Genomic DNA, 18,134 nt, shown 5'->3' with positions numbered 1-18,134 from the left:
GTCCATGCCAAAAAGAAAAGCCGCCGCCCCCAACCGCGCGTTCAAGGTTGCCGATCAGATCCAGCGCGATCTGACGGAGCTGATCGCGCGCGAGTTGAAGGACCCGCGCGTGGGCATGGTCACGATCCAGGCGGTCGAGGTCACGCCCGACTATGCGCATGCGAAGGTGTTCTTCAGCGTGCTCACGGGCGACGTGGACGAGACCACCGAAGCGCTGAACCAGGCTGCGGGGTTCCTGCGCAACGGCCTGTTCAAGCGCTTGCACATCCACACCGTGCCGACGCTGCACTTCCTGTTCGATCGCACCACCGAGCGTGCGGCCGACATGAATGCGCTCATTGCGCAGGCTGTCGCTTCGCGTTCGAAAGACGACTAGCCATGAACGCGCCACGCACAAGGGTGCAGCGGCGCCCTGTGCATGGGGTGTTGTTGCTCGATAAACCGCTGGGACTCTCCAGCAACCAGGCCTTGCAAAAGGCCAAGTGGTTGCTGCGCGCCGAAAAAGCGGGCCACACCGGCACGCTCGATCCGCTCGCGACCGGCGTGCTGCCCCTGTGCTTTGGCGCAGCCACCAAGTTCAGCCAGTTGCACCTCGACGCAGACAAGACCTACGTGGCCACGGCCCGCCTGGGCGTGAAGACCGCCACCGCGGATGCCGAGGGCGAGGTCATTGCCGAGCGCCCGGTGCACGTTACGCCTGAAGACCTGGCCCGTGTCGAAGCGCAGTTCACCGGTCCGATCCGCCAGGTTCCGCCGATGCACAGCGCGCTCAAGAAAGATGGCAAGGCGCTGTACGAGTACGCGCGCGAAGGCATCGAAATAGAGCGTGCGCCACGCGACGTGGTCATTCACCGGCTGAGCATCACGCGAACGGACGAGACCGCCCTGCGGATCGTTGCCTCCGTGAGCAAGGGCACCTACATTCGCACCTTGGGCGAAGACATCGGCGAGGCCCTGGGTTGCGGCGCGCACCTGACCTCGCTGCGCCGCACGGCAACCGGCGGCTTCGGCGATGCGCAATGCGTCACGCTCGAGGCGCTCGAGGCCATGGGCGAGGAAGAGCGCCTGGCACAACTCCTGCCTGCCGAATCCCTGGTGGACGGCCACAGCCGCGTCATGCTCGGCAACGAAGATGCGGCACGCTTTCTCTCGGGCCTGCGCCGCCGTGGCAACTGGGACGATGCCGACGAGGTGGCGGTGTTCGGCATCGAACCGCCGGCCTTCCTGGGAACGGCCCACGTCACGGCCAACGAATTGATTCCGGGGCGCTTGCTGAACCCCATCGAAATCCAGCAAATTCTTTTGAACGCACAACAGACCGAAGCGACACCATGAGTACCAAGCAAATCCGCAATATCGCCATCATTGCCCACGTGGACCATGGCAAGACCACGATGGTCGACCAGCTGCTGCGCCAGTCGGGCACCTTTGCCGAGCACGAGAAAGTGGTCGACACGGTGATGGACAACAACGCCATCGAAAAAGAACGTGGCATCACGATCCTGGCCAAGAACTGCGCTGTGACCTGGGAAGGCACGCACATCAACATCGTCGACACCCCCGGCCACGCGGACTTCGGCGGTGAAGTGGAACGTGCGCTCAGCATGGTCGACGGCGTGGTGCTGCTCATCGATGCGCAAGAAGGCCCGATGCCCCAGACCCGCTTCGTGACCAAGAAGGCACTGGCCCTCGGCCTCAAGCCGATTCTGGTCGTGAACAAGGTCGACAAGCCGGGCGCGAACCCCGACAAGGTGGTCAACGCTGCCTTCGACCTGTTCGACAAGCTCGGCGCCACCGACGAACAGCTCGACTTCCCCGTGGTCTACGCCTCGGGCATCAACGGCTGGTCGTCGCTGGAAGAAGGCGCACCCGGTGAACAATGGGGCCCCGACATGTCGGCCCTGTTCAACACCATCTTGAAGCACGTTCCGTCGCAAAAGGGTGACCCGAACGCGCCGCTGCAGCTGCAGATTTCCGCGCTCGACTTCTCGACCTTCGTCGGCCGCATCGGCGTGGGCCGCATCAGCCAGGGCACGCTCCGGCCCATGACCGACGTGCTGGTCATGGAAGGTCCGGACGGCAAGTCCATCAAGGGCCGCGTCAACCAGGTGCTGACCTTCCAAGGCCTGGACCGCGTGCAATCGACTGAAGCCGGCCCCGGCGAAATCGTGCTGATCAACGGCATCACCGACATCGGCATCGGCGTCACCGTGACCGACAAGGACAAGCCCGCGCCGCTGCCCATGCTCAAGGTCGACGAGCCGACCCTGACCATGAACTTCTGCGTGAACACCAGCCCGCTGGCCGGACGCGAAGGCAAGTTCGTCACCAGCCGCCAGATCTGGGACCGCCTGCAGAAGGAACTGCAGCACAACGTTGCGCTGCGCGTGAACGAAACCGACGAAGAAGGTATTTTCGAAGTGATGGGCCGTGGTGAACTGCACCTGACCATCCTCTTGGAAAACATGCGCCGCGAAGGCTACGAAATGGCCGTGTCGAAGCCGCGCGTGGTGTTCCGCACCGTGAACGGCGAGAAGCACGAGCCCATCGAGCTGGTCACGGCCGACATCGAAGAGCAGCACCAAGGCGGCGTGATGCAGGCACTGGGCGAGCGAAAGGGCGAACTGGTCAACATGGAACCGGACGGCCGCGGCCGTGTTCGCCTCGAGTACCGCATTCCGGCGCGCGGCCTGATCGGCTTCACGAATGAGTTCCTGAACCTGACGCGCGGCTCGGGCCTCATCAGCAACATCTTCGACAGCTACGAACCGCACAAGGGCGACATCGGCAGCCGCAAGAACGGCGTGCTGATCTCGATGGACGACGGTGAAATCTTCACCTACGCCCTGGGCAAGCTGGACGACCGCGGCCGCATGTTCGTGAAGGCCAACGATCCGGTGTACGAAGGCATGATCGTCGGCATCCACAGCCGCGATAACGATCTCGTGGTGAACGCCACGCGTACGAAGCAGCTGACGAACTTCCGCGTGAGCGGCAAGGAAGATGCGATCAAGATCACGCCCCCGATCGACCTCACGCTCGAATACGGCGTCGAGTTCATCGAGGACGACGAACTGGTCGAAATCACGCCCAAGAGCGTTCGCCTGCGCAAGCGTTTCCTGAAGGAAAGCGACCGCAAGCGCGCCAGCCGCGAAACGGCGAGCTGATCGCCGGCACCAACACCGACCGATGCTGCGCCTGACGCACGGAGGGGCCGTGTGGATGATGGTCGCCGTGACCCTGATGTGGGCCACGGCGGGCGTTGTCACGCGGCACCTTGCGCAGGCGCACAGTTTCGAGATCACCTTCTGGCGCAGCCTCTTCACGCTGCTTGCGCTGCTGGTGATCTTGCCGCTTTGGCGGGGCCGGGCGGTGTTTTCGCAAATACGGCGCGGCGGCCGCGCGCTGTGGATTTCGGGCGTTTGCTGGACGGTGATGTTCACCGCCTTCATGGTGGCGCTCACGCTGGCTTCCACCGCCAGCGTGCTGGTGACCATGGCGCTCGGGCCGTTGTTCACGGCGCTGGCTGCGCGCATCTTCATCGGCCACCGGCTGCCGCTGCGAACCTGGCTTGCCATTGTGGTGGCCGGGCTCGGCATTGCCTGGATGTACGGCACGCAGCTGCTGCAGGGCGGTGCGGTGGGCGGATCTCTGCTCGGAACGCTGGTGGCGCTTTGCGTGCCATTGGCGGGTGCCACCAATTGGACGGTGGTTCAGCATGCGCATGCGAAGGGGCAGGACATCGACCTGGTTCCCGCGGTGCTGATCGGCGCGGCGCTCAGCGCACTCTTCACGCTGCCCTTTGCACTGCCTTTTCAGGCGAACGCGCACGACCTCGGCCTGCTTGCCTTCCTGGGCGTGTTCCAGTTGGCGATCCCGTGCGTGCTTTCAGTGCTTTGCGCACGGGTGCTGAAGGCGCCCGAAGTTGCCTTGCTTGCGTTGCTCGAGGTGATCTTCGGCATTGCATTGGCTTGGCTCGGTGCCGGCGAAACGCCTGCGCCCAGTGTGCTGACCGGTGGCGCGCTGGTCATCGGGGCGCTGGTGTTCAACGAGTTGCTTGCGCTGCGCGGACGGCGCACCACCACGGCGGCGGACAGCGTGCTGCCCAGCGCGCACTAGGGCAACCCCCGAAAAAAGAAAAAGGCCCCGACTTTCGCCGGGGCCTTTTGCATTCAGCAGACGGCCGGCCCTCAGGGGCGGGCAACCTTCCAGGCGCCGTTCAGGACGCCGTCACCGGTCTTGTCGCCCGGCTTGCTGTCCTTCGTCCAGTAGTAGAGCGGAGAACCCTTGTAGGCCCACTGCCTCTTGCCGTCTTCGCGCACGATGATGGTGTAGCCGCCCATGGGCTTGGCGGTTTCGGCCACGGGGAGCGGCGGCCAGTTGGCGGCGCACTGGGCATTGCAGGCGGAGGTGCCTGCGCCGGGCGTATCGCGGGCGAAGGTGTAGAGCGTCATGCCGTTCGGTCCGACGAGCACGCCATCGGCGGTGCGAGTGGGGGTGTCGGGTGCGCTGGCGGTCTTGTTGGACATGCCACCGCAACCGGCGAGCAATGCCGCCGCGAGGATCGAGGCGCTGAGCAATTTCATGCAGTTTCTCCTTCAGTTGAAAAATCGCGAACACAAGCCAGTTGGATGCGCGAGCCGGCAGTTTATGCCGGCCTCAAGGCAAATCGCGGTAGGCGGGCGTCGCGAGTTCAGCAAAACATCACGTGCAATCAGGGCTTGGCGGTTTTCCAGGCCCCGCCAACGCCGTCGCCGGTCTTGTCGCCCGGCTTCGTGTCCTTGGCCCAGTAATAGAGCGGCCAGCCCTTGGCCGCCCACTGCTTCTTGCCGTCGTCCCGCGTGACGATGGTGAAGTCGCCGGCCGGCTTGTCGGTGTCCGTGGCCATGAAGGGTGGCCAGTTGGCCGCGCACCCTCCATTGCATGCCGACTTGCCGCTGCCGGCCGTGTCCTTGTCGAAGGTGTAGAGGGTCATGCCGTTTGGGCCGACCAGCGCGCCGCCCGCGGCCTTGGGCTGGGCGAGAACGGGAAGCGCGAGCACGCTGCCGAGCAGCGCCGCGGCAAGGCCGGCGGAAGAAACGCGAAGAGGCGACATGGAAGACTCCTGGTTGGGTGCACCGACCATCCGGTGACACCGCATAAACACCCGCAGTGGCGTTTTATTCCATGCCGCGCAAAAAAGAAACTAGCGGCTGCGGCTCTTCATGGCGCGCTCGACTTCGCGCTTGCCTTCGCGGTCCTTGATGGTGTCCCGCTTGTCGTGCTCGGCCTTGCCCTTGGCGAGCGCAATTTCGCATTTGACCTTGCCCGCCTTCCAATGCAGGTTGAGCGGCACCAGGGTGTAGCCCTTTTGTTCGACCTTGCCGACCAGCCGGCGGATTTCTTCCTTGTGCAGCAGCAACTTCTTGGTGCGGATCGAGTCAGGGTTGACGTGGGTCGACGCACTCTTGAGCGGGTTGATCTGTAGGCCGACAACGAACAGTTCGCCGTCGCGGATCACCACGTAGCCGTCGGTCAGCTGCACCTTGCCTTCGCGCAGGGACTTGACTTCCCAGCCTTCGAGGACGATGCCGGCCTCGAAGCGTTCTTCGAAGAAATAGTTGTACGCGGCCTTCTTGTTGTCGGCAATGCGGGAGGAGGTATCTTGTTTCTTGGTGGCCATGGCTCGGAAAGATGGGGACGCATGGCTTCAATACAATCCGTCGCGCACGCTGTCCCGATTCTATGAAAACCGTCAACAAGTCCGTCCTCATCTGGTACAGCGCCGAAGAGATGTACGCGCTCGTCACCGATGTGGAGAAGTATCCGCAGTTCCTGCCCTGGTGCGACAAGGCCCGGGTCATCGAGGAAGACGAGGCCGGCATGACCGCCGAAGTCGGCCTGGCTTTTGCCGGCCTTCACCAGAGCTTTACCACCCGCAACAGCCACGTACCGGGGCGCGAAGTTCACCTCAAGCTGGTCGACGGGCCGTTCTCCAACCTTGACGGCATCTGGAAGTTCGCACCCGTGGGCGAGCCCGGCGACCGAGCCTGCCGTGTCGAGCTGCACATGAGCTACGGTTTCAGCAACTTTGCGCTGCAGGCTCTTGTGGGGCCGGTGTTCGACACCGTGGCCTCCAGCTTGGTCGAGGCCTTCGTGAAGCGCGCCGAGCAGGTCTACGGCAAGGAAGGATGATCGAAGTCACGCTGAGCTGCTCGCCCGCGCCGCGCGAGGTGTTCGAGCAAGTGCTGCGGCTGGCGCCCGAGGCCACCGTTGACGATGCCGTGAAAGCCAGCGACCTCGCGCAGCGCTTCCCGCAACTGGATTGGCGCCAATCGATGACGCCGGGAATATGGGGCAGGGAAGTCGAGTGGAACCAGCCGCTCAAGGACGGCGACCGCGTCGAACTCTGCCGGCCCTTGGCGGTGGACCCGAAGGTCGCGCGCCGCGAGCGCTTTCAACGGCAGGGCGCGCGGGGTACCGGCCTTTTTGCAAACCGCCGCAAGGGCGGCAAGGCCGGCTACTGAGTCTTCGAGACTACTTGCAGTCGCTTTGGATGATCGACTGAAGGCGCTTCTGCTCGGCGGCGCGCGCGGTGTCGTCCATGATCTCGCGCTCGCCCTTGGCGTTGACCTTGGCCACGCGGATGCCGCTGTCGAACGTGGCCTTGCCCTGGCGCGCGCGTTCGCAGTTCTCGGCCTTGATCTTGGCGTTTTTCTCCGCCTCGGCGGCCTGCTTGGCCTTTTCTTCCGCCTGCGCCTTCTTGGTCTTTTCCTCGAGTTCCTTGTCGACAGCCGGAGGCTTGGGCGCTGCGGCGGCTTCACGAGCCTTGGGTGCGGCTGCCTCGTCGGAGGTTGCGCTGTCGGCGGGAGCCGAGCCGAAGCCCGTGCGGGCCGGCGGCGGCGAGCCCGCGCGGCGCAGGATGTTCTTTTCGGGAATATCGGGCGGCGGTGCCTGGTCGCTGAAGACCTTCTTGCCGCTCTTGTCGATCCATTGCCATTGCGCGCTGGCCGACAGCGGCAGCAGGCAAACACATCCCAGTACGAGCCAATGCGCGAATTTCATCCAGCGAGTTTAGCTGTGCCTTACGTTTTGCAACACGAAAGGCCCACGCTTTCAACGCCGTCGAGTTGGAAATTGGCGACGTTTGACGCTCTTGCGGGCCACGCCGATATCGGCCGAAGCCCCTCAGGGGGCGGGTAAGTACCGGGCATCGTTACAATCCGTCTTTTGGAGCTTCACCCATGCGCCTTCTCGGCAAAGCGCTCACCTTCGACGACGTGTTGTTGGTGCCAGCGTTCTCCCAGGTCCTGCCCAAGGACACCTCCCTCGCCACCCGTTTCTCCCGCAACATCGCGCTCAATCTGCCGCTGGTTTCCGCCGCGATGGACACCGTGACCGAGGCACGCCTCGCGATCGCAATTGCGCAAGAAGGCGGCATCGGCATCGTGCACAAGAACTTCACCGCGGCCGAGCAGGCCGCGCAGGTTGCCAAGGTGAAGCGATACGAATCCGGCGTGTTGCGCGACCCGGTGGTGATCACACCCACGCACACGGTGCTGCAGGTCATGCAGCTGTCCGACGAGCTGGGCATTTCGGGCTTTCCGGTGCTCGACGGCGGCAAGGTGGTGGGCATCGTCACGGGGCGCGACCTGCGCTTCGAGAGCCGCCTGGACGTGCCGGTGAGCGAGATCATGACGCCGCGCGAAAAGCTCATCACCGTGCCCGACGGCACCACGCTCGCCGAAGCCAAGGCGCTGCTCAACAAGCACAAGCTCGAACGCCTGCTGGTCATCAACAGCGCATGGGAGCTCAAGGGCCTGATCACCGTCAAGGACATCACCAAGCAGACCAGCTTCCCCAATGCGGCGCGCGACCCGAGCGGCCGCCTGCGCGTGGGCGCGGCGGTCGGCGTGGGGGCGGGCACCGAAGAACGCGTCGAGGCACTGGTCAAGGCCGGTGTCGATGCCATCGTAGTCGACACCGCGCACGGCCATAGCGCCGGCGTGATCGAGCGCGTGCGCTGGGTCAAGAAGAACTATCCGCAGGTCGACGTGATCGGCGGCAACATCGCCACCGGCGACGCAGCCCGTGCGCTGGCCGACGCCGGCGCGGACGCGGTCAAGGTCGGCATCGGCCCCGGCTCGATCTGCACCACGCGCATCGTCGCCGGCGTGGGCGTTCCGCAGATCATGGCCGTGGATAACGTGGCCACCGCGCTGCAGGGCACAGGCATTCCGCTGATCGCCGACGGCGGCATCCGCTATTCGGGCGACATCGCCAAGGCCATTGCCGCGGGCGCAAGCACCGTGATGATGGGCGGCATGTTCGCGGGCACCGAAGAGGCGCCCGGCGAAATCGTGCTGTTCCAGGGCCGCAGCTACAAGAGCTACCGCGGCATGGGCTCCATCGGCGCCATGCAGCAGGGCAGTGCCGACCGCTACTTCCAGGAATCCACCACCGGCAACCCCAACGCCGACAAGCTGGTGCCCGAAGGCATCGAAGGCCGCGTGCCCTACAAGGGCTCGATGGTTTCCATCGTGTATCAGATGTCCGGCGGATTGCGCGCCAGCATGGGCTACTGCGGCTGCGCCACCATCGAAGAGATGAAGAACAAGGCCGAGTTCGTCGAGATCACCACGGCGGGCATTCGCGAGAGCCACGTGCACGACGTGCAGATCACCAAGGAAGCGCCGAACTACCGCGCCGAGTAAGCCTGATCTGGCCAGATCTTGAAAGTCAGGCCAGATCGGGATTAGAATTTGGGCCAGATTCCAACTTTCTGGCCCAAATGCAATCCATCGGCATCGCCGAAGCCAAGAACAACTTCTCTGCCCTGATCGACCTGGTCGAAAAGGGCGAGGAAGTTCGCATCACGCGCCACGGCAAGGAGGTGGTGCGCATGCTGCCGGTGCGGCGCAAGCCGGTCATCACCGACGAGCAGATCGAACGCGAGCTCGGCCAGATCGACGCGCTGCACGCCAGCATCAAGCCCGGCCGAACCGTGCGCGCATTGCTCGACGAAGGACGGCAATCGTGACAGCCTTCGTCATGGACGCTTCCGTTACCGCCGCCTGGCTGCTGCCCGACCAGGCCAGCGAACACACCCGCAAGCTCTACGGCGCCATTCGACGCGATGAGGTCGAGCCGCAGGCGCCCAATGCATGGCAGTGGGAGTGCGCCAACATCCTTGCCAACGGCGTTCGCAGCGGCCGCATTCCTCCTTCGGCCGTCGAAGGACTGTGGAGCGTGCTCGATGCCATCCGCCACCGCGTGGAACTGCATGAACTCGCACCGGCCCAGCACAAGGCCGTGCTCGCCGTGGCCATCGATGCCGGCGTCTCGCTCTATGACGCGGGCTACCTGTGGCTCGCCAGGTCGCTCAATCTTCCGCTCGCCACTTTCGACGAGCAACTCATCCAGGCTGCGCCGCAAGCGGGCGTCAGGCTATTCGACATTTCAACGCTCTGACCGAGTCTTCTCCATGCAACACGACAAGATCCTCATCCTCGATTTCGGCTCGCAAGTCACCCAGCTCATCGCACGCCGCGTGCGCGAAGCACACGTGCTCAGCGAAGTGCACCCTTGCGACGTGACCGACGAATGGGTGCGCGAGTACGCGGCCGACGGCCACCTGAAGGGCGTGATTCTTTCGGGCAGCCATGCGAGCGTGTACGAAGAAACCACCGACAAGGCGCCTCAAGCCGTGTTCGACCTGGGCGTGCCGGTGCTCGGCATCTGCTACGGCATGCAGACCATGGCCCACCAGCTCGGCGGCAAGGTCGAGGGCGGCCACAAGCGCGAGTTCGGCTTTGCTTCGGTGCGCGCCCATGGCCACACTGCGCTGCTGAAAGACATTGCCGACTTCACCATGCCCGAAGGCTTCGGCATGCTCAACGTGTGGATGAGCCACGGCGACAAGGTCACCGAACTGCCGCCCGGCTTCAAGCTCATGGCCAGCACCGAGAGCTGCCCCATCGCCGGCATGGCCGACGAGGCGCGCCGCTACTACGCGCTGCAGTTCCACCCTGAAGTAACGCACACGGTGCAAGGCAAGGCGATCATCGATCGCTTCGTGCTCGGCATCTGCGAAGCCAAGCCCGACTGGGTCATGCGCGACCACATCGCCGAAGCCGTGCAGAAGATCCGCGAGCAGGTGGGCGATGAAGAAGTCATCCTCGGCCTTTCGGGCGGCGTGGATTCGAGTGTGGCCGCCGCGCTCATCCACCGCGCCATCGGCGACCAGCTGACCTGCGTGTTCGTCGACCACGGCCTCTTGCGCCTGAACGAAGGCGACATGGTCATGGAGATGTTCGAAGGCAAGCTGCACGCAAAGGTCATTCGCGTCGATGCAAGCGAGCTGTTCCTCGGCAAGCTCGCCGGCGTGAGCGACCCTGAAGCCAAGCGCAAGATCATCGGCGGCGAGTTCGTTACCGTGTTCAAGCAGGAAGCCGCCAAGCTCAAGGCGGGCGATGGAGGCCACAAGGGTGCGACCTTCCTTGCGCAAGGCACCATCTACCCGGATGTCATCGAATCGGGCGGCGCCAAGAGCAAGAAGGCCGTCACCATCAAGAGCCACCACAACGTGGGCGGCTTGCCCGAGCAGCTCGGCCTCAAGCTGCTCGAGCCGCTGCGCGACCTGTTCAAGGACGAAGTGCGCGAACTGGGCGTGGCGCTCGGCCTTCCGCCCGAGATGGTGTACCGCCATCCGTTCCCCGGCCCGGGCCTGGGCGTGCGCATTCTTGGCGAAGTGAAAAAGGAATACGCCGACCTGCTGCGCCGCGCCGACGCGATCTTCATCGAGGAGCTGCGCAACTTCAAGGACGACGCCACCGGCAAGACCTGGTACGACCTCACGAGCCAGGCCTTCACCGTGTTCCTCCCCGTGAAGAGCGTGGGCGTGATGGGCGACGGCCGCACCTACGACTACGTGGTCGCGCTGCGTGCGGTGCAGACCAGCGACTTCATGACCGCCGACTGGGCCGAGCTGCCGTATGCGCTGCTCAAGAAGGTGTCTGGGCGCATCATCAATGAGGTGCGCGGCATCAACCGCGTCACGTACGACGTGTCGAGCAAGCCGCCGGCAACGATCGAGTGGGAATAAGCGCCAGAGGCGCAAGCAATCGCTAGCGCCGAGCGGGCTCAGGCGGCAACCACGATAGGGAAGCGCGCCCGCAGCCCGTCCGCCCCACGCTCGAAAGGCACGGTAATGGCGTCCCTCGCAGCTTGGGAAAGGTTGCGCCAGAGATAGTCGCGCGCGTTGCCAGGGTCGCCGGCCACGTAGAGCTGCGTGGTCAGCAGTTCGCGCGTGCCCAGCTTCACTTTCACGTGAATGTGCGGCGTGCGGCCGCTGTAGGGCACGGGCCGGATGGTGCGGAAGCGGTAGCTGCCGTCCTCGCCCACCGCGACGCGGCCGAAGCCCTGAAAGGCCGCATCTGCGCGGTCACCGTCGCCGGGGTGGTGGTAATGGCCGTTTTCGTCGCATTGCCAGATTTCGACCTGCGCGCCGCGCAGCGGCTTGCCGTCCAGGTCGGTCACCGAGCCGTCGACCCATGCGGGCTGGCCGCCGCGGTAGTTCAGCGTGCCGTTGCGCAACAGGTCGTTGTCGGAGTCGCTCGGCAGGCGGACGGGATAAAACGGCCCTTCCGTCTGCGACGGCGTGGCCATCCGCACTGGCGCTGGTTGAGCGCGGGCGCCCAGCCAGAGCGCCGGAAAGGCGACCATCGCCGCGGCAACGGCGCGCCGTGGAAGGCCGGCCGCAGGGCCAGTCCGTTCGGATTGTGCTCGATCCGGTGCGGATTCGACCCGGTCAGATCCTGGTTCTGGCGTGGCGTGCATGGCCTGTCAGAGCCGCGGCGCACGCGCGAGTTCCGCACCTTCGTCAACCGGCGCTCGGGCGCACCCGGCCGGCCGCGGCCACGCCCAGCGCCAGAACCGCTACGCCCATCAGCAGCAGCGCCAGCAGGTGCTCGAGCGGCACTTCCGCCGGTTGCGCTGGCAGGCTGAAGTGCGGCTGGGAGGCAAAGTCCTGCTGGCCGAAGCGCAGGTCGTTGAACAGGTAGGGGTAGTAGAAGGCGCGCAAGCGGGCATGAAATTCGGCGATGCGATCCTGATAGGCCAGTTGCGCCTGCAAATCGGTATCGGCCTGTCGATGCAATGCGGCCTGCACGCCGACGCCCGGCAGCAGCCAGCCCAGCCGCGAGGTCCAGCGCTGGCGCGCGATAAGGCCGTCGCGGTAAGCCGCTACCTGCGGTGCCGCGCTTTCGTCGCCGAGCTGCTGAAACGCGTAGTACCACTTCCAGTGAAAGCCCGAGGGCAGCGGCGCGGTGTGCCGCCATTCGGGGTGCGTGCGGAAGAACTTCTCCATCGTCGCCTCCGGTGGCAGGTCCCACGCGCCGTGCACGGCCTGGCGCTGCGCCAGCATCAACTCCACACCCTGGTGCACAGGCACGGCGCGCACGAGCACAGCGTTGGCAAGGGTCGGCAGGATGAGCGTCAGCACGGCCCAGCAGCCCATGAGTGCCATCGCGTTGGCGGCGGAGCTTCCGCGCCGCGTCGCAATGATCAGCGCCAGCCCGCTCCACACCGCAAGGTAGCCGGCCGTGACCAGCAGCACGATGCCCACGGCTTCGATAGCAGTGCCGCTGCCCAGTGCTCCCGCCAGCACAGGCAGCACCAGGCAACTGAAGACCAGCGCCGTGCGCAAGCCCGCGCGGCGCAGCCACAGTCCGCGGCCGGCGCCGGGCATGGCCAGCAGCGTGCCCAGGCGGCCCGATCGGCGCTCGCCCGATACCAGGTCGTGCAACAGCGCGACGAGAAACAGCGGCGCCAGATACACCAGCACGAAAGCGAAGTCGAAGCGGCCGGCCAGCGCCAATTCGGGATTGAAGTTCTCGCCTTCGTGCAGTTGAGCCTGCAGCGCCAGCGCGCGCACGCGCAGCACATAGGGCGTGGCATCGCGCAGGCCGAGCGCAAGGAAGGCCGTGGAAGACGGTGCATCCCAGGTGCCGTGGAAGGTGTAATACGCAGCGGAGCCGGCATCGCCGCCGTGGGTGTATTTGCGTGCCTGCGCAGCGAGGTCTTGCTGCTGCAGCCCGGCCAGCCGCGCGATGGTCTGCTGCTGGCGCGCCACCTCGCGCGTGCCCGAAAGCACGGCCAGGGTCGACAGCACCAACAGCAATGCCAACGCAGCCAGCGCCAGTTTCGAGCGCACCAGCAGGCGCAATTCGTGGGCGAGCCAGCTCATCGCGTCACCCTCCCCAGGCGGCGCGTGGCCAGCCCCAGCAAGCCCGCGAGCATCGCCAGCCAGAGCAGCAGCACACCGGCGGCGGGCGCCACGCGGCGCAGCGCCTCCACAGGCGGCGCGGCTTCGTAGCGAAAGTCGGCAACGCCGTGCCAATGCGCGTGGCTGATGCGGCTGTCGCGGCTGGAGCGGTCGCCGGCGAAGCTGAGTTTTTCGGCCTGCAGGCGGTTGAGCTCCTGCACCAGGCGATAGCGATGGCGCTCGGCCTGCTCGACGAATCGGCGGTAGTTCTCCAGGTCGGTACCCGCTGCTGCCATCGAGAGGCGGCGCAGCGCGACCACGGGGCTCAGCAGCGCAAAGCCGTCGACGCGGCGCAACTGCGCGGCCTGGCGCTCGAAGCCAGCATCGGCGTAGCGCTGGAAAAGGGCGCTGGTCAGCCGCTCGCCCTCCATGCCCAGCAGGCCCTTGTAGTTGACGGGAAGATCTTCCACGCGAGAAACGCCGTACTGCGCGAGCACCTTTTTCTTGAAGCCGGCGAAGTAGGGATCATCCGGGTCGTGGCTGTCGCCCAGCGCAGCCAGGTCGCGGGCCACCGCGATGTCGGTCTCGAAGCGCGTGGGCAGCGCAAGCGCCGAGGCCGCGATCTCTGGCGCCAGGCGCGGCACGAGCACCACGCTCACGGCCCAGAGCGCGAGCAATGCCACCAGGGCGTCGCGTCCGCGCCCGAACCACGCAGAAACGCCGACGATTCCCGCGGCCCAGATCAACAGCCACACGCCGTAGCCAGCCGCCATTGCAACAGGCAGGCTGGCGGGAGCGGGCGTTGCCGCGCCGATCCACAACAGCGCCAGCAATGCGGGCAGCAACGCCGCGGCCGCCACGCCGCACAGCGCCAGCAACTTGCCCGCCACGATCTGCCGCGGCCGGACCCCTTGCGCGAGCAGCACCCGCAACGTGCCCGATTCGCGCTCCCGCGCCAGCGCCGCATGGCCGACAAAGATGAGCAGCAGCGGTGCCAGCACCTGCAGCACGAAGGCAGGGGTGAGCTGGCCGAAGCGCAGCAGCAGCGAAGACTGCCGTACGTCGCCGAAATTGGCGCTGTTCTGCCGGTGCCCTTCAAGGAAGAGCGTGTGGCCCGTGTAGGCGTCGATTCCAGGGTCGAAAGCCGCCAGCGGGTTCAGTGGCCGGAAAACGAAGTGCCCGTAGTGCACCATGCGGTGCGGGTGCCGGTCGGGCTGGGTTTCGAATTCATGGTCGACCTGCGCCTGGTGGCGCGCGCGTTCCGCATCGGTGGTGCGGCGCTGTTCCCAGGCCGTGAATGTGGCCACCGCCGTCAACAGCAGCAGCAACGCAAGCCCGAGCACGGCGACGCGGTCGCGCCGCAGCAGGCGCCATTCCTCGCGTGCAATGTGCAGTGCGGCGCTCATTGCGTTGCCTCCTGGCCTGCGTAGCGGCGGTGCAAGGCGCGCACGTCGAAGCGCTCGGTACCCGAGGCGGCGACTTCCTCGATCAGCCGGCCGCGCTCGATGAAGCCGATGCGATCGGCCACGTCCGCGGCGCCGAGCAAGTCGTGCGTCACCATGAGCACGGCCACGCCTTGCGCGCGCAGCAGCCCGAGGATGCGGCTGAACTCGGTGGTGGCCTGCGGGTCCAGCCCGGAGGTGGGCTCGTCGAGCAGCAGCGCCGGCACCTTGCGCGCGAGCGCCAGCGCAATCGCCACCTTCTGGCGCATGCCTTTCGAGAACCCCGACACGCGTCGCCCGTGCGCGGCGGCGTCCAGCCCGGCGCTGGCCAATGCCTCGTCGATGGCCTGTGCGGATGCGGGCTGCGCGGCAAGGTGAAGCAGGTAGGCCACGTTCTCGCGCGCGCTCAGGTGCTCGTAGAGCGCCACGTTCTCGGGTATGTAGGCAAGCTGGCGCCGTGCGCCTGTCGGGTCTGCCACCGGGTCGGTGCCGTTCACGCGCAGGCGGCCGCTGGCGGGCTGCACGAAGCCCAGGAAAAGGCTCAGCGTCGTAGTCTTGCCGGCGCCGTTGGCACCCAGCAGCGCGTAGATTTCACCGGCTTTCACCGTGAGGTCCAGCCCGTGCAGGATGGTGTGCGCGCCATAGCCGGCGACCACGCCTTGGGCCTCCAGCGCGGGGTGGGCCGCGGCGTGCGGCGGTGAAAAGTCGTTCATGGCCATGATCTGTATTTCCTCGCGTCAGAACCGGGCCTGCAGGCCGAGCGTGATGGTGCGTGCCGTTCCCGGCGTCACCCACACGCGGCTGTAGGAGCTCGCGTAGTAGGTCTTGTCGAAAAGGTTGTCGACATCCAGCGTCAACCGCAGCGTGGGGTTGAGGCGCCAGTAGGCGACCAGCTTGGCCGTGGTGTAGCTCGGCAGGTCGAATGCGGGCGTGCCGGCATTGGCCTCGGCCTGCGTGCGGGCCTGGCCCAGCCGCTTGCCCATGTAAGTGACCCCGCCGCCAATGCCGTAGCGCTGCCCGTTGGCAAAGGCGTCCTCGTACACGGCAAGCACGCTGCCGTTGACCTTCGGCACGTTGAGCAGGCGGCCGCCCACTTCCAGGCTGTTGTCTTTCGCAATTTCCACGTCGTTGAACACCAGGCTCGCATTGACCCGCCAGTTCTTCGTCACCTGGCCCGCAAAGTCGAGCTCGAGGCCGCGGCTGCGGATTTCTCCCGCGGAAACCGAGTAGCCGGTGTTCACCGGGTCGGAGGTCAGCACGTTGCGCTTGCGAATGTCGAACAGCGCGGCGGTAGCGCCGATGCGCTGGTCAGCACTCTCCCATTTGGTGCCAAGCTCCAGCGCGCGACCGGTTTCCGGCGCGAAGCTGTTGGCCGCAAAGTCCGAGCCGACGTTCGGGCGGAACGAGCGGCCCGCGTTCGCATAGAAGGTCCACTGCGGCGTCGGCAGCCAACTCAGGCCAATGCGCGGCGATGTGGCCGATGGGTCCTGGTCGGCTGTGGTGTTCGTGCGGCGGTTCAGCAGCGACTGGCGGTAGTTGTCCACCCGCACGCCGGCCACCAGCCGCCATTCGGGTGCGAGCTTGATCGCGTCCTGCACATAGAACGCGGTGCCGCGCTGATGTTCCAGCGTATCGGTGTTCGCACCCGGCGTGGGCTGGGCCTGGCCGTACACCGGGTTGTAGATGTCGATGGCATACGGCCGCGCGGCGCTCGGGTTCACCCGCAGCATCACCGAATCCATTCTGAAGCGGAAGCTCTCCACGCCGAACAGCAGTTCGTGCTCGAGGCCGCCCGTCTGCACCTTGCCCTGCAGCTCGGCCTGCAAGGCGGTGTCGTGGGATTCGAAGTCGCGAAAGCGCCGCTGACGCGTGAGGTTGCCGTTGGCCTGCAGCGCGCTTGCCTCCGTTGCAAAGCCGTTGATCGAGGTTTCGCGATAAGAAAGGCCCACACGGCTTCGCCAGTTGGTGTTCCATTCATGCAAAAGAACGAACTGGTGCGTCTGGTTGTCGACGGTCACGTCGCCGTCGGCGGGTTCACCCAGGAAACGGCTGCGCGGAATCGCCCCCAGCTGGTTGTTGACGGCCACCACGCCGCGGTCCAGCGGCGTCTTGTGCCGCAGCACCTCGCCCGCATACTCCAACACCGTGTCGCGGCCCAGCTTCCAGGTGAAGGCCGGCGCAATCACCTGGCGCCTGGCGCTCACATGGTCGCGAAAGCTGTCTCGGTCTTCCGCCGCAACGTTGAGCCGGTAGGCGAGGTTCTCCCCGAGGGGCCCGGTACTGTCGAACGAGCCGCGCTTCAAACCATGGCTGCCGGCATATCCCTCGACCGAATGCGCGGCCTTCCAGAGCGGCCGCTTCGACACGATGTTGAGCGTGCCGCCCGGCTCGCTGCTGCCGTAGAGCGCGGCGGCCGTGCCCTTGAGAAATTCGATGCGCTCGACGCCTGCAAGGTCTCGCGGGGCATTGAAGCCGCGATTGGACGAGAAGCCGTTCAGCAGCGTGGCCATGCCGGTGTTCTCGTTGCCTGGGAGGCCGCGGATCGCTATGTTGTCCCACAGGCCGCCGAAGTTGTTCTGGCGCGAAACGCCGCCCACGTAGTCGAGCACGTCGTCCAGCCTGGTGGCGCCCAGGTCGTCGATTGCCTGGCGCGTGACGATGCGCACCGACTGCGGCAGCTCGCGCAGCGGCAGTTCGGTCTTGGCGCCGGCGGCTTCTTCGGAGTGGTAGGCGCCGGACTCGGTGCGGCCGATGACTTCGATGGTCGACAGCTCGGCTGTCGCCGGGGTCTCGGTCGTCGATTGGGCGAAGGCCGGGCCGGCGAAAAGGCTCGCCACTGCAAGGGCGAGGGGAAGCAGGCGGCAACCGGGAATCCGGCGCTCCGCGAAAGGGATGGAGGTGAGGTTGGAAATCATGAACGGCACTCGACGAGAGACGGCCCGGCTGCACGACGAAGGCGCGGCAAGGCAGAAATCGGGAAGGAACTGGTACGCATGCCGCCGGATGCGTGTGAGGCACCGGGCAACGGGGCGAGCAGGCAACAGTCCGCCTAGCGGCGGATGTCAGGCGAGTGCAGGGGGATCGCGCGAGGCGAAGGGCCAGCGTTCAGGATCGGGAACGAATGCGGCTGCGGGCCGCGTGGCCTGGAGCGAAGCCGGTTCGGTCCGGCTGGCCAGGTAGATCGGCGGCGCAGCGAGGGCGCAGGCCTGCTGCGCGAACGCCACGCACCACGAGCACAGCGCCTGGGCTTCCGTGTCGTGGCCGTCGGTGTCGCCAGCATCCAGCGAGCGCCACTCCTGCGCAACTTCCGGCCCCGCCTGCTGCAGATGCTCCGCTTCGTGCAAGGGCATGCCGACGGCCGTGTTGAAGAACACGGCGAGCAGCAGGAGTCGGAGAAGAATGCGGCGCATGATGACAGCGAAGGCCGGAATCATACTGTCGCGCACCGG

General features: G+C 65.9%; 20 protein-coding genes. 10 read left to right on the top strand and 10 right to left on the bottom strand.

Annotated features, from left to right (window positions below; translation table 11 throughout):
* The first annotated feature begins 4 nt into the window (after positions 1 to 4).
* The 4 genes from rbfA to V9L21_RS12905 are packed head-to-tail and all read left to right on the top strand — an operon-like array spanning position 5 to position 4,119.
* On the top strand, positions 5 to 376 hold the full coding sequence (gene rbfA, locus V9L21_RS12920) for a 30S ribosome-binding factor RbfA (RefSeq protein ID WP_126745896.1): 372 nt from the start codon (positions 5 to 7) through the stop codon (positions 374 to 376).
* Between the two features lie 2 nt (positions 377 to 378).
* Entirely contained in the window at positions 379 to 1,335 is a 957-nt protein-coding gene (truB, locus tag V9L21_RS12915; RefSeq protein WP_337312400.1) for a tRNA pseudouridine(55) synthase TruB, read from the top strand.
* Positions 1,332 to 3,167 carry a translational GTPase TypA gene (typA, locus tag V9L21_RS12910; protein ID WP_337312398.1) on the top strand — a complete coding sequence of 612 codons (1,836 nt, stop codon included), beginning with the start codon at positions 1,332 to 1,334 and terminating at the stop codon, positions 3,165 to 3,167. Before truB ends, typA begins: the two co-directional genes overlap by 4 nt.
* A gap of 22 nt (positions 3,168 to 3,189) precedes the next feature.
* Complete coding sequence (locus V9L21_RS12905) at positions 3,190 to 4,119, top strand: DMT family transporter (protein ID WP_337312396.1); 930 nt, start codon at positions 3,190 to 3,192, stop codon at positions 4,117 to 4,119.
* A 71-nt stretch (positions 4,120 to 4,190) separates the two neighbouring features.
* On the opposite strand, the gene V9L21_RS12900 is transcribed toward V9L21_RS12905, so the two are convergent.
* The 3 genes from V9L21_RS12900 to smpB form a co-directional block, all read right to left on the bottom strand.
* Positions 4,191 to 4,586 (bottom strand): COG4315 family predicted lipoprotein, encoded by a 396-nt coding sequence (locus tag V9L21_RS12900; protein ID WP_126745893.1) that lies wholly within the window; start codon positions 4,584 to 4,586, stop codon positions 4,191 to 4,193.
* Positions 4,587 to 4,714: 128 nt separating this feature from the next.
* On the bottom strand, positions 4,715 to 5,095 hold the full coding sequence (locus V9L21_RS12895; RefSeq protein WP_337312394.1) for a COG4315 family predicted lipoprotein: 381 nt from the start codon (positions 5,093 to 5,095) through the stop codon (positions 4,715 to 4,717).
* 90 nt (positions 5,096 to 5,185) lie between these two features.
* A complete protein-coding gene (smpB, locus tag V9L21_RS12890) occupies positions 5,186 to 5,662 on the bottom strand; it encodes an SsrA-binding protein SmpB (protein ID WP_012747861.1) in 477 nt (158 codons plus the stop codon).
* A gap of 62 nt (positions 5,663 to 5,724) precedes the next feature.
* Between smpB and V9L21_RS12885 the strand changes: the two genes are divergently transcribed.
* Both V9L21_RS12885 and V9L21_RS12880 read left to right on the top strand, forming a co-directional pair.
* Complete coding sequence (locus tag V9L21_RS12885; protein WP_126745891.1) at positions 5,725 to 6,174, top strand: type II toxin-antitoxin system RatA family toxin; 450 nt, start codon at positions 5,725 to 5,727, stop codon at positions 6,172 to 6,174.
* Positions 6,171 to 6,506, top strand: coding sequence for an RnfH family protein (locus V9L21_RS12880; RefSeq protein ID WP_337312385.1), 336 nt, complete (start codon positions 6,171 to 6,173; stop codon positions 6,504 to 6,506). The genes V9L21_RS12885 and V9L21_RS12880 overlap by 4 nt, the downstream gene beginning before the upstream one ends.
* A gap of 10 nt (positions 6,507 to 6,516) precedes the next feature.
* Here the strand turns inward: V9L21_RS12880 and V9L21_RS12875 are convergent, their stop codons facing one another.
* A complete protein-coding gene (locus tag V9L21_RS12875; protein WP_337312384.1) occupies positions 6,517 to 7,044 on the bottom strand; it encodes a DUF4124 domain-containing protein in 528 nt (175 codons plus the stop codon).
* A gap of 179 nt (positions 7,045 to 7,223) precedes the next feature.
* Here V9L21_RS12875 and guaB point away from each other — a divergent pair, with 179 nt between their 5' ends.
* The 4 genes from guaB (at position 7,224) to guaA (ending at position 11,083) form a co-directional block, all read left to right on the top strand.
* Positions 7,224 to 8,693 carry an IMP dehydrogenase gene (guaB, locus tag V9L21_RS12870; RefSeq protein ID WP_337297545.1) on the top strand — a complete coding sequence of 490 codons (1,470 nt, stop codon included), beginning with the start codon at positions 7,224 to 7,226 and terminating at the stop codon, positions 8,691 to 8,693.
* Positions 8,694 to 8,770: 77 nt separating this feature from the next.
* On the top strand, positions 8,771 to 9,019 hold the full coding sequence (locus tag V9L21_RS12865; protein WP_337312382.1) for a type II toxin-antitoxin system Phd/YefM family antitoxin: 249 nt from the start codon (positions 8,771 to 8,773) through the stop codon (positions 9,017 to 9,019).
* Positions 9,020 to 9,030: 11 nt separating this feature from the next.
* Entirely contained in the window at positions 9,031 to 9,450 is a 420-nt protein-coding gene (locus tag V9L21_RS12860) for a type II toxin-antitoxin system VapC family toxin (protein ID WP_337312546.1), read from the top strand.
* 13 nt (positions 9,451 to 9,463) lie between these two features.
* Positions 9,464 to 11,083 (top strand): glutamine-hydrolyzing GMP synthase, encoded by a 1,620-nt coding sequence (gene guaA / locus V9L21_RS12855; RefSeq protein ID WP_337312380.1) that lies wholly within the window; start codon positions 9,464 to 9,466, stop codon positions 11,081 to 11,083.
* A 38-nt stretch (positions 11,084 to 11,121) separates the two neighbouring features.
* On the opposite strand, the gene V9L21_RS12850 is transcribed toward guaA, so the two are convergent.
* From V9L21_RS12850 to V9L21_RS12825, 6 genes are all read right to left on the bottom strand, one after another.
* Complete coding sequence (locus tag V9L21_RS12850) at positions 11,122 to 11,646, bottom strand: dioxygenase family protein (protein WP_443304784.1); 525 nt, start codon at positions 11,644 to 11,646, stop codon at positions 11,122 to 11,124.
* 214 nt (positions 11,647 to 11,860) lie between these two features.
* Positions 11,861 to 13,225 (bottom strand): ABC transporter permease, encoded by a 1,365-nt coding sequence (locus V9L21_RS12845; RefSeq protein ID WP_337312376.1) that lies wholly within the window; start codon positions 13,223 to 13,225, stop codon positions 11,861 to 11,863.
* Positions 13,222 to 14,649, bottom strand: coding sequence for an ABC transporter permease (locus V9L21_RS12840; protein ID WP_337312374.1), 1,428 nt, complete (start codon positions 14,647 to 14,649; stop codon positions 13,222 to 13,224). Before V9L21_RS12840 ends, V9L21_RS12845 begins: the two co-directional genes overlap by 4 nt.
* Positions 14,646 to 15,404, bottom strand: coding sequence for an ABC transporter ATP-binding protein (locus V9L21_RS12835; protein ID WP_337312373.1), 759 nt, complete (start codon positions 15,402 to 15,404; stop codon positions 14,646 to 14,648). Before V9L21_RS12835 ends, V9L21_RS12840 begins: the two co-directional genes overlap by 4 nt.
* 18 nt (positions 15,405 to 15,422) lie before the next feature.
* Positions 15,423 to 17,600, bottom strand: a complete 2,178-nt coding sequence (locus V9L21_RS12830) for a TonB-dependent siderophore receptor (protein WP_337312371.1) — start codon at positions 17,598 to 17,600, stop codon at positions 15,423 to 15,425.
* Between the two features lie 147 nt (positions 17,601 to 17,747).
* The gene (locus tag V9L21_RS12825) at positions 17,748 to 18,095 is read right to left on the bottom strand and encodes a DUF2946 family protein (protein WP_337312370.1); all 348 of its coding nucleotides are present in this window, start codon (positions 18,093 to 18,095) and stop codon (positions 17,748 to 17,750) included.
* Positions 18,096 to 18,134 lie beyond the last annotated feature (39 nt).

Source organism: Variovorax sp. CCNWLW235 (assembly GCF_037204085.1).
Lineage (GTDB): Bacteria > Pseudomonadota > Gammaproteobacteria > Burkholderiales > Burkholderiaceae_C > Variovorax.
The sequence above is the reverse complement of the archived record's forward strand: the minus strand, read 5'-3'. Positions and strand labels throughout refer to the sequence as shown.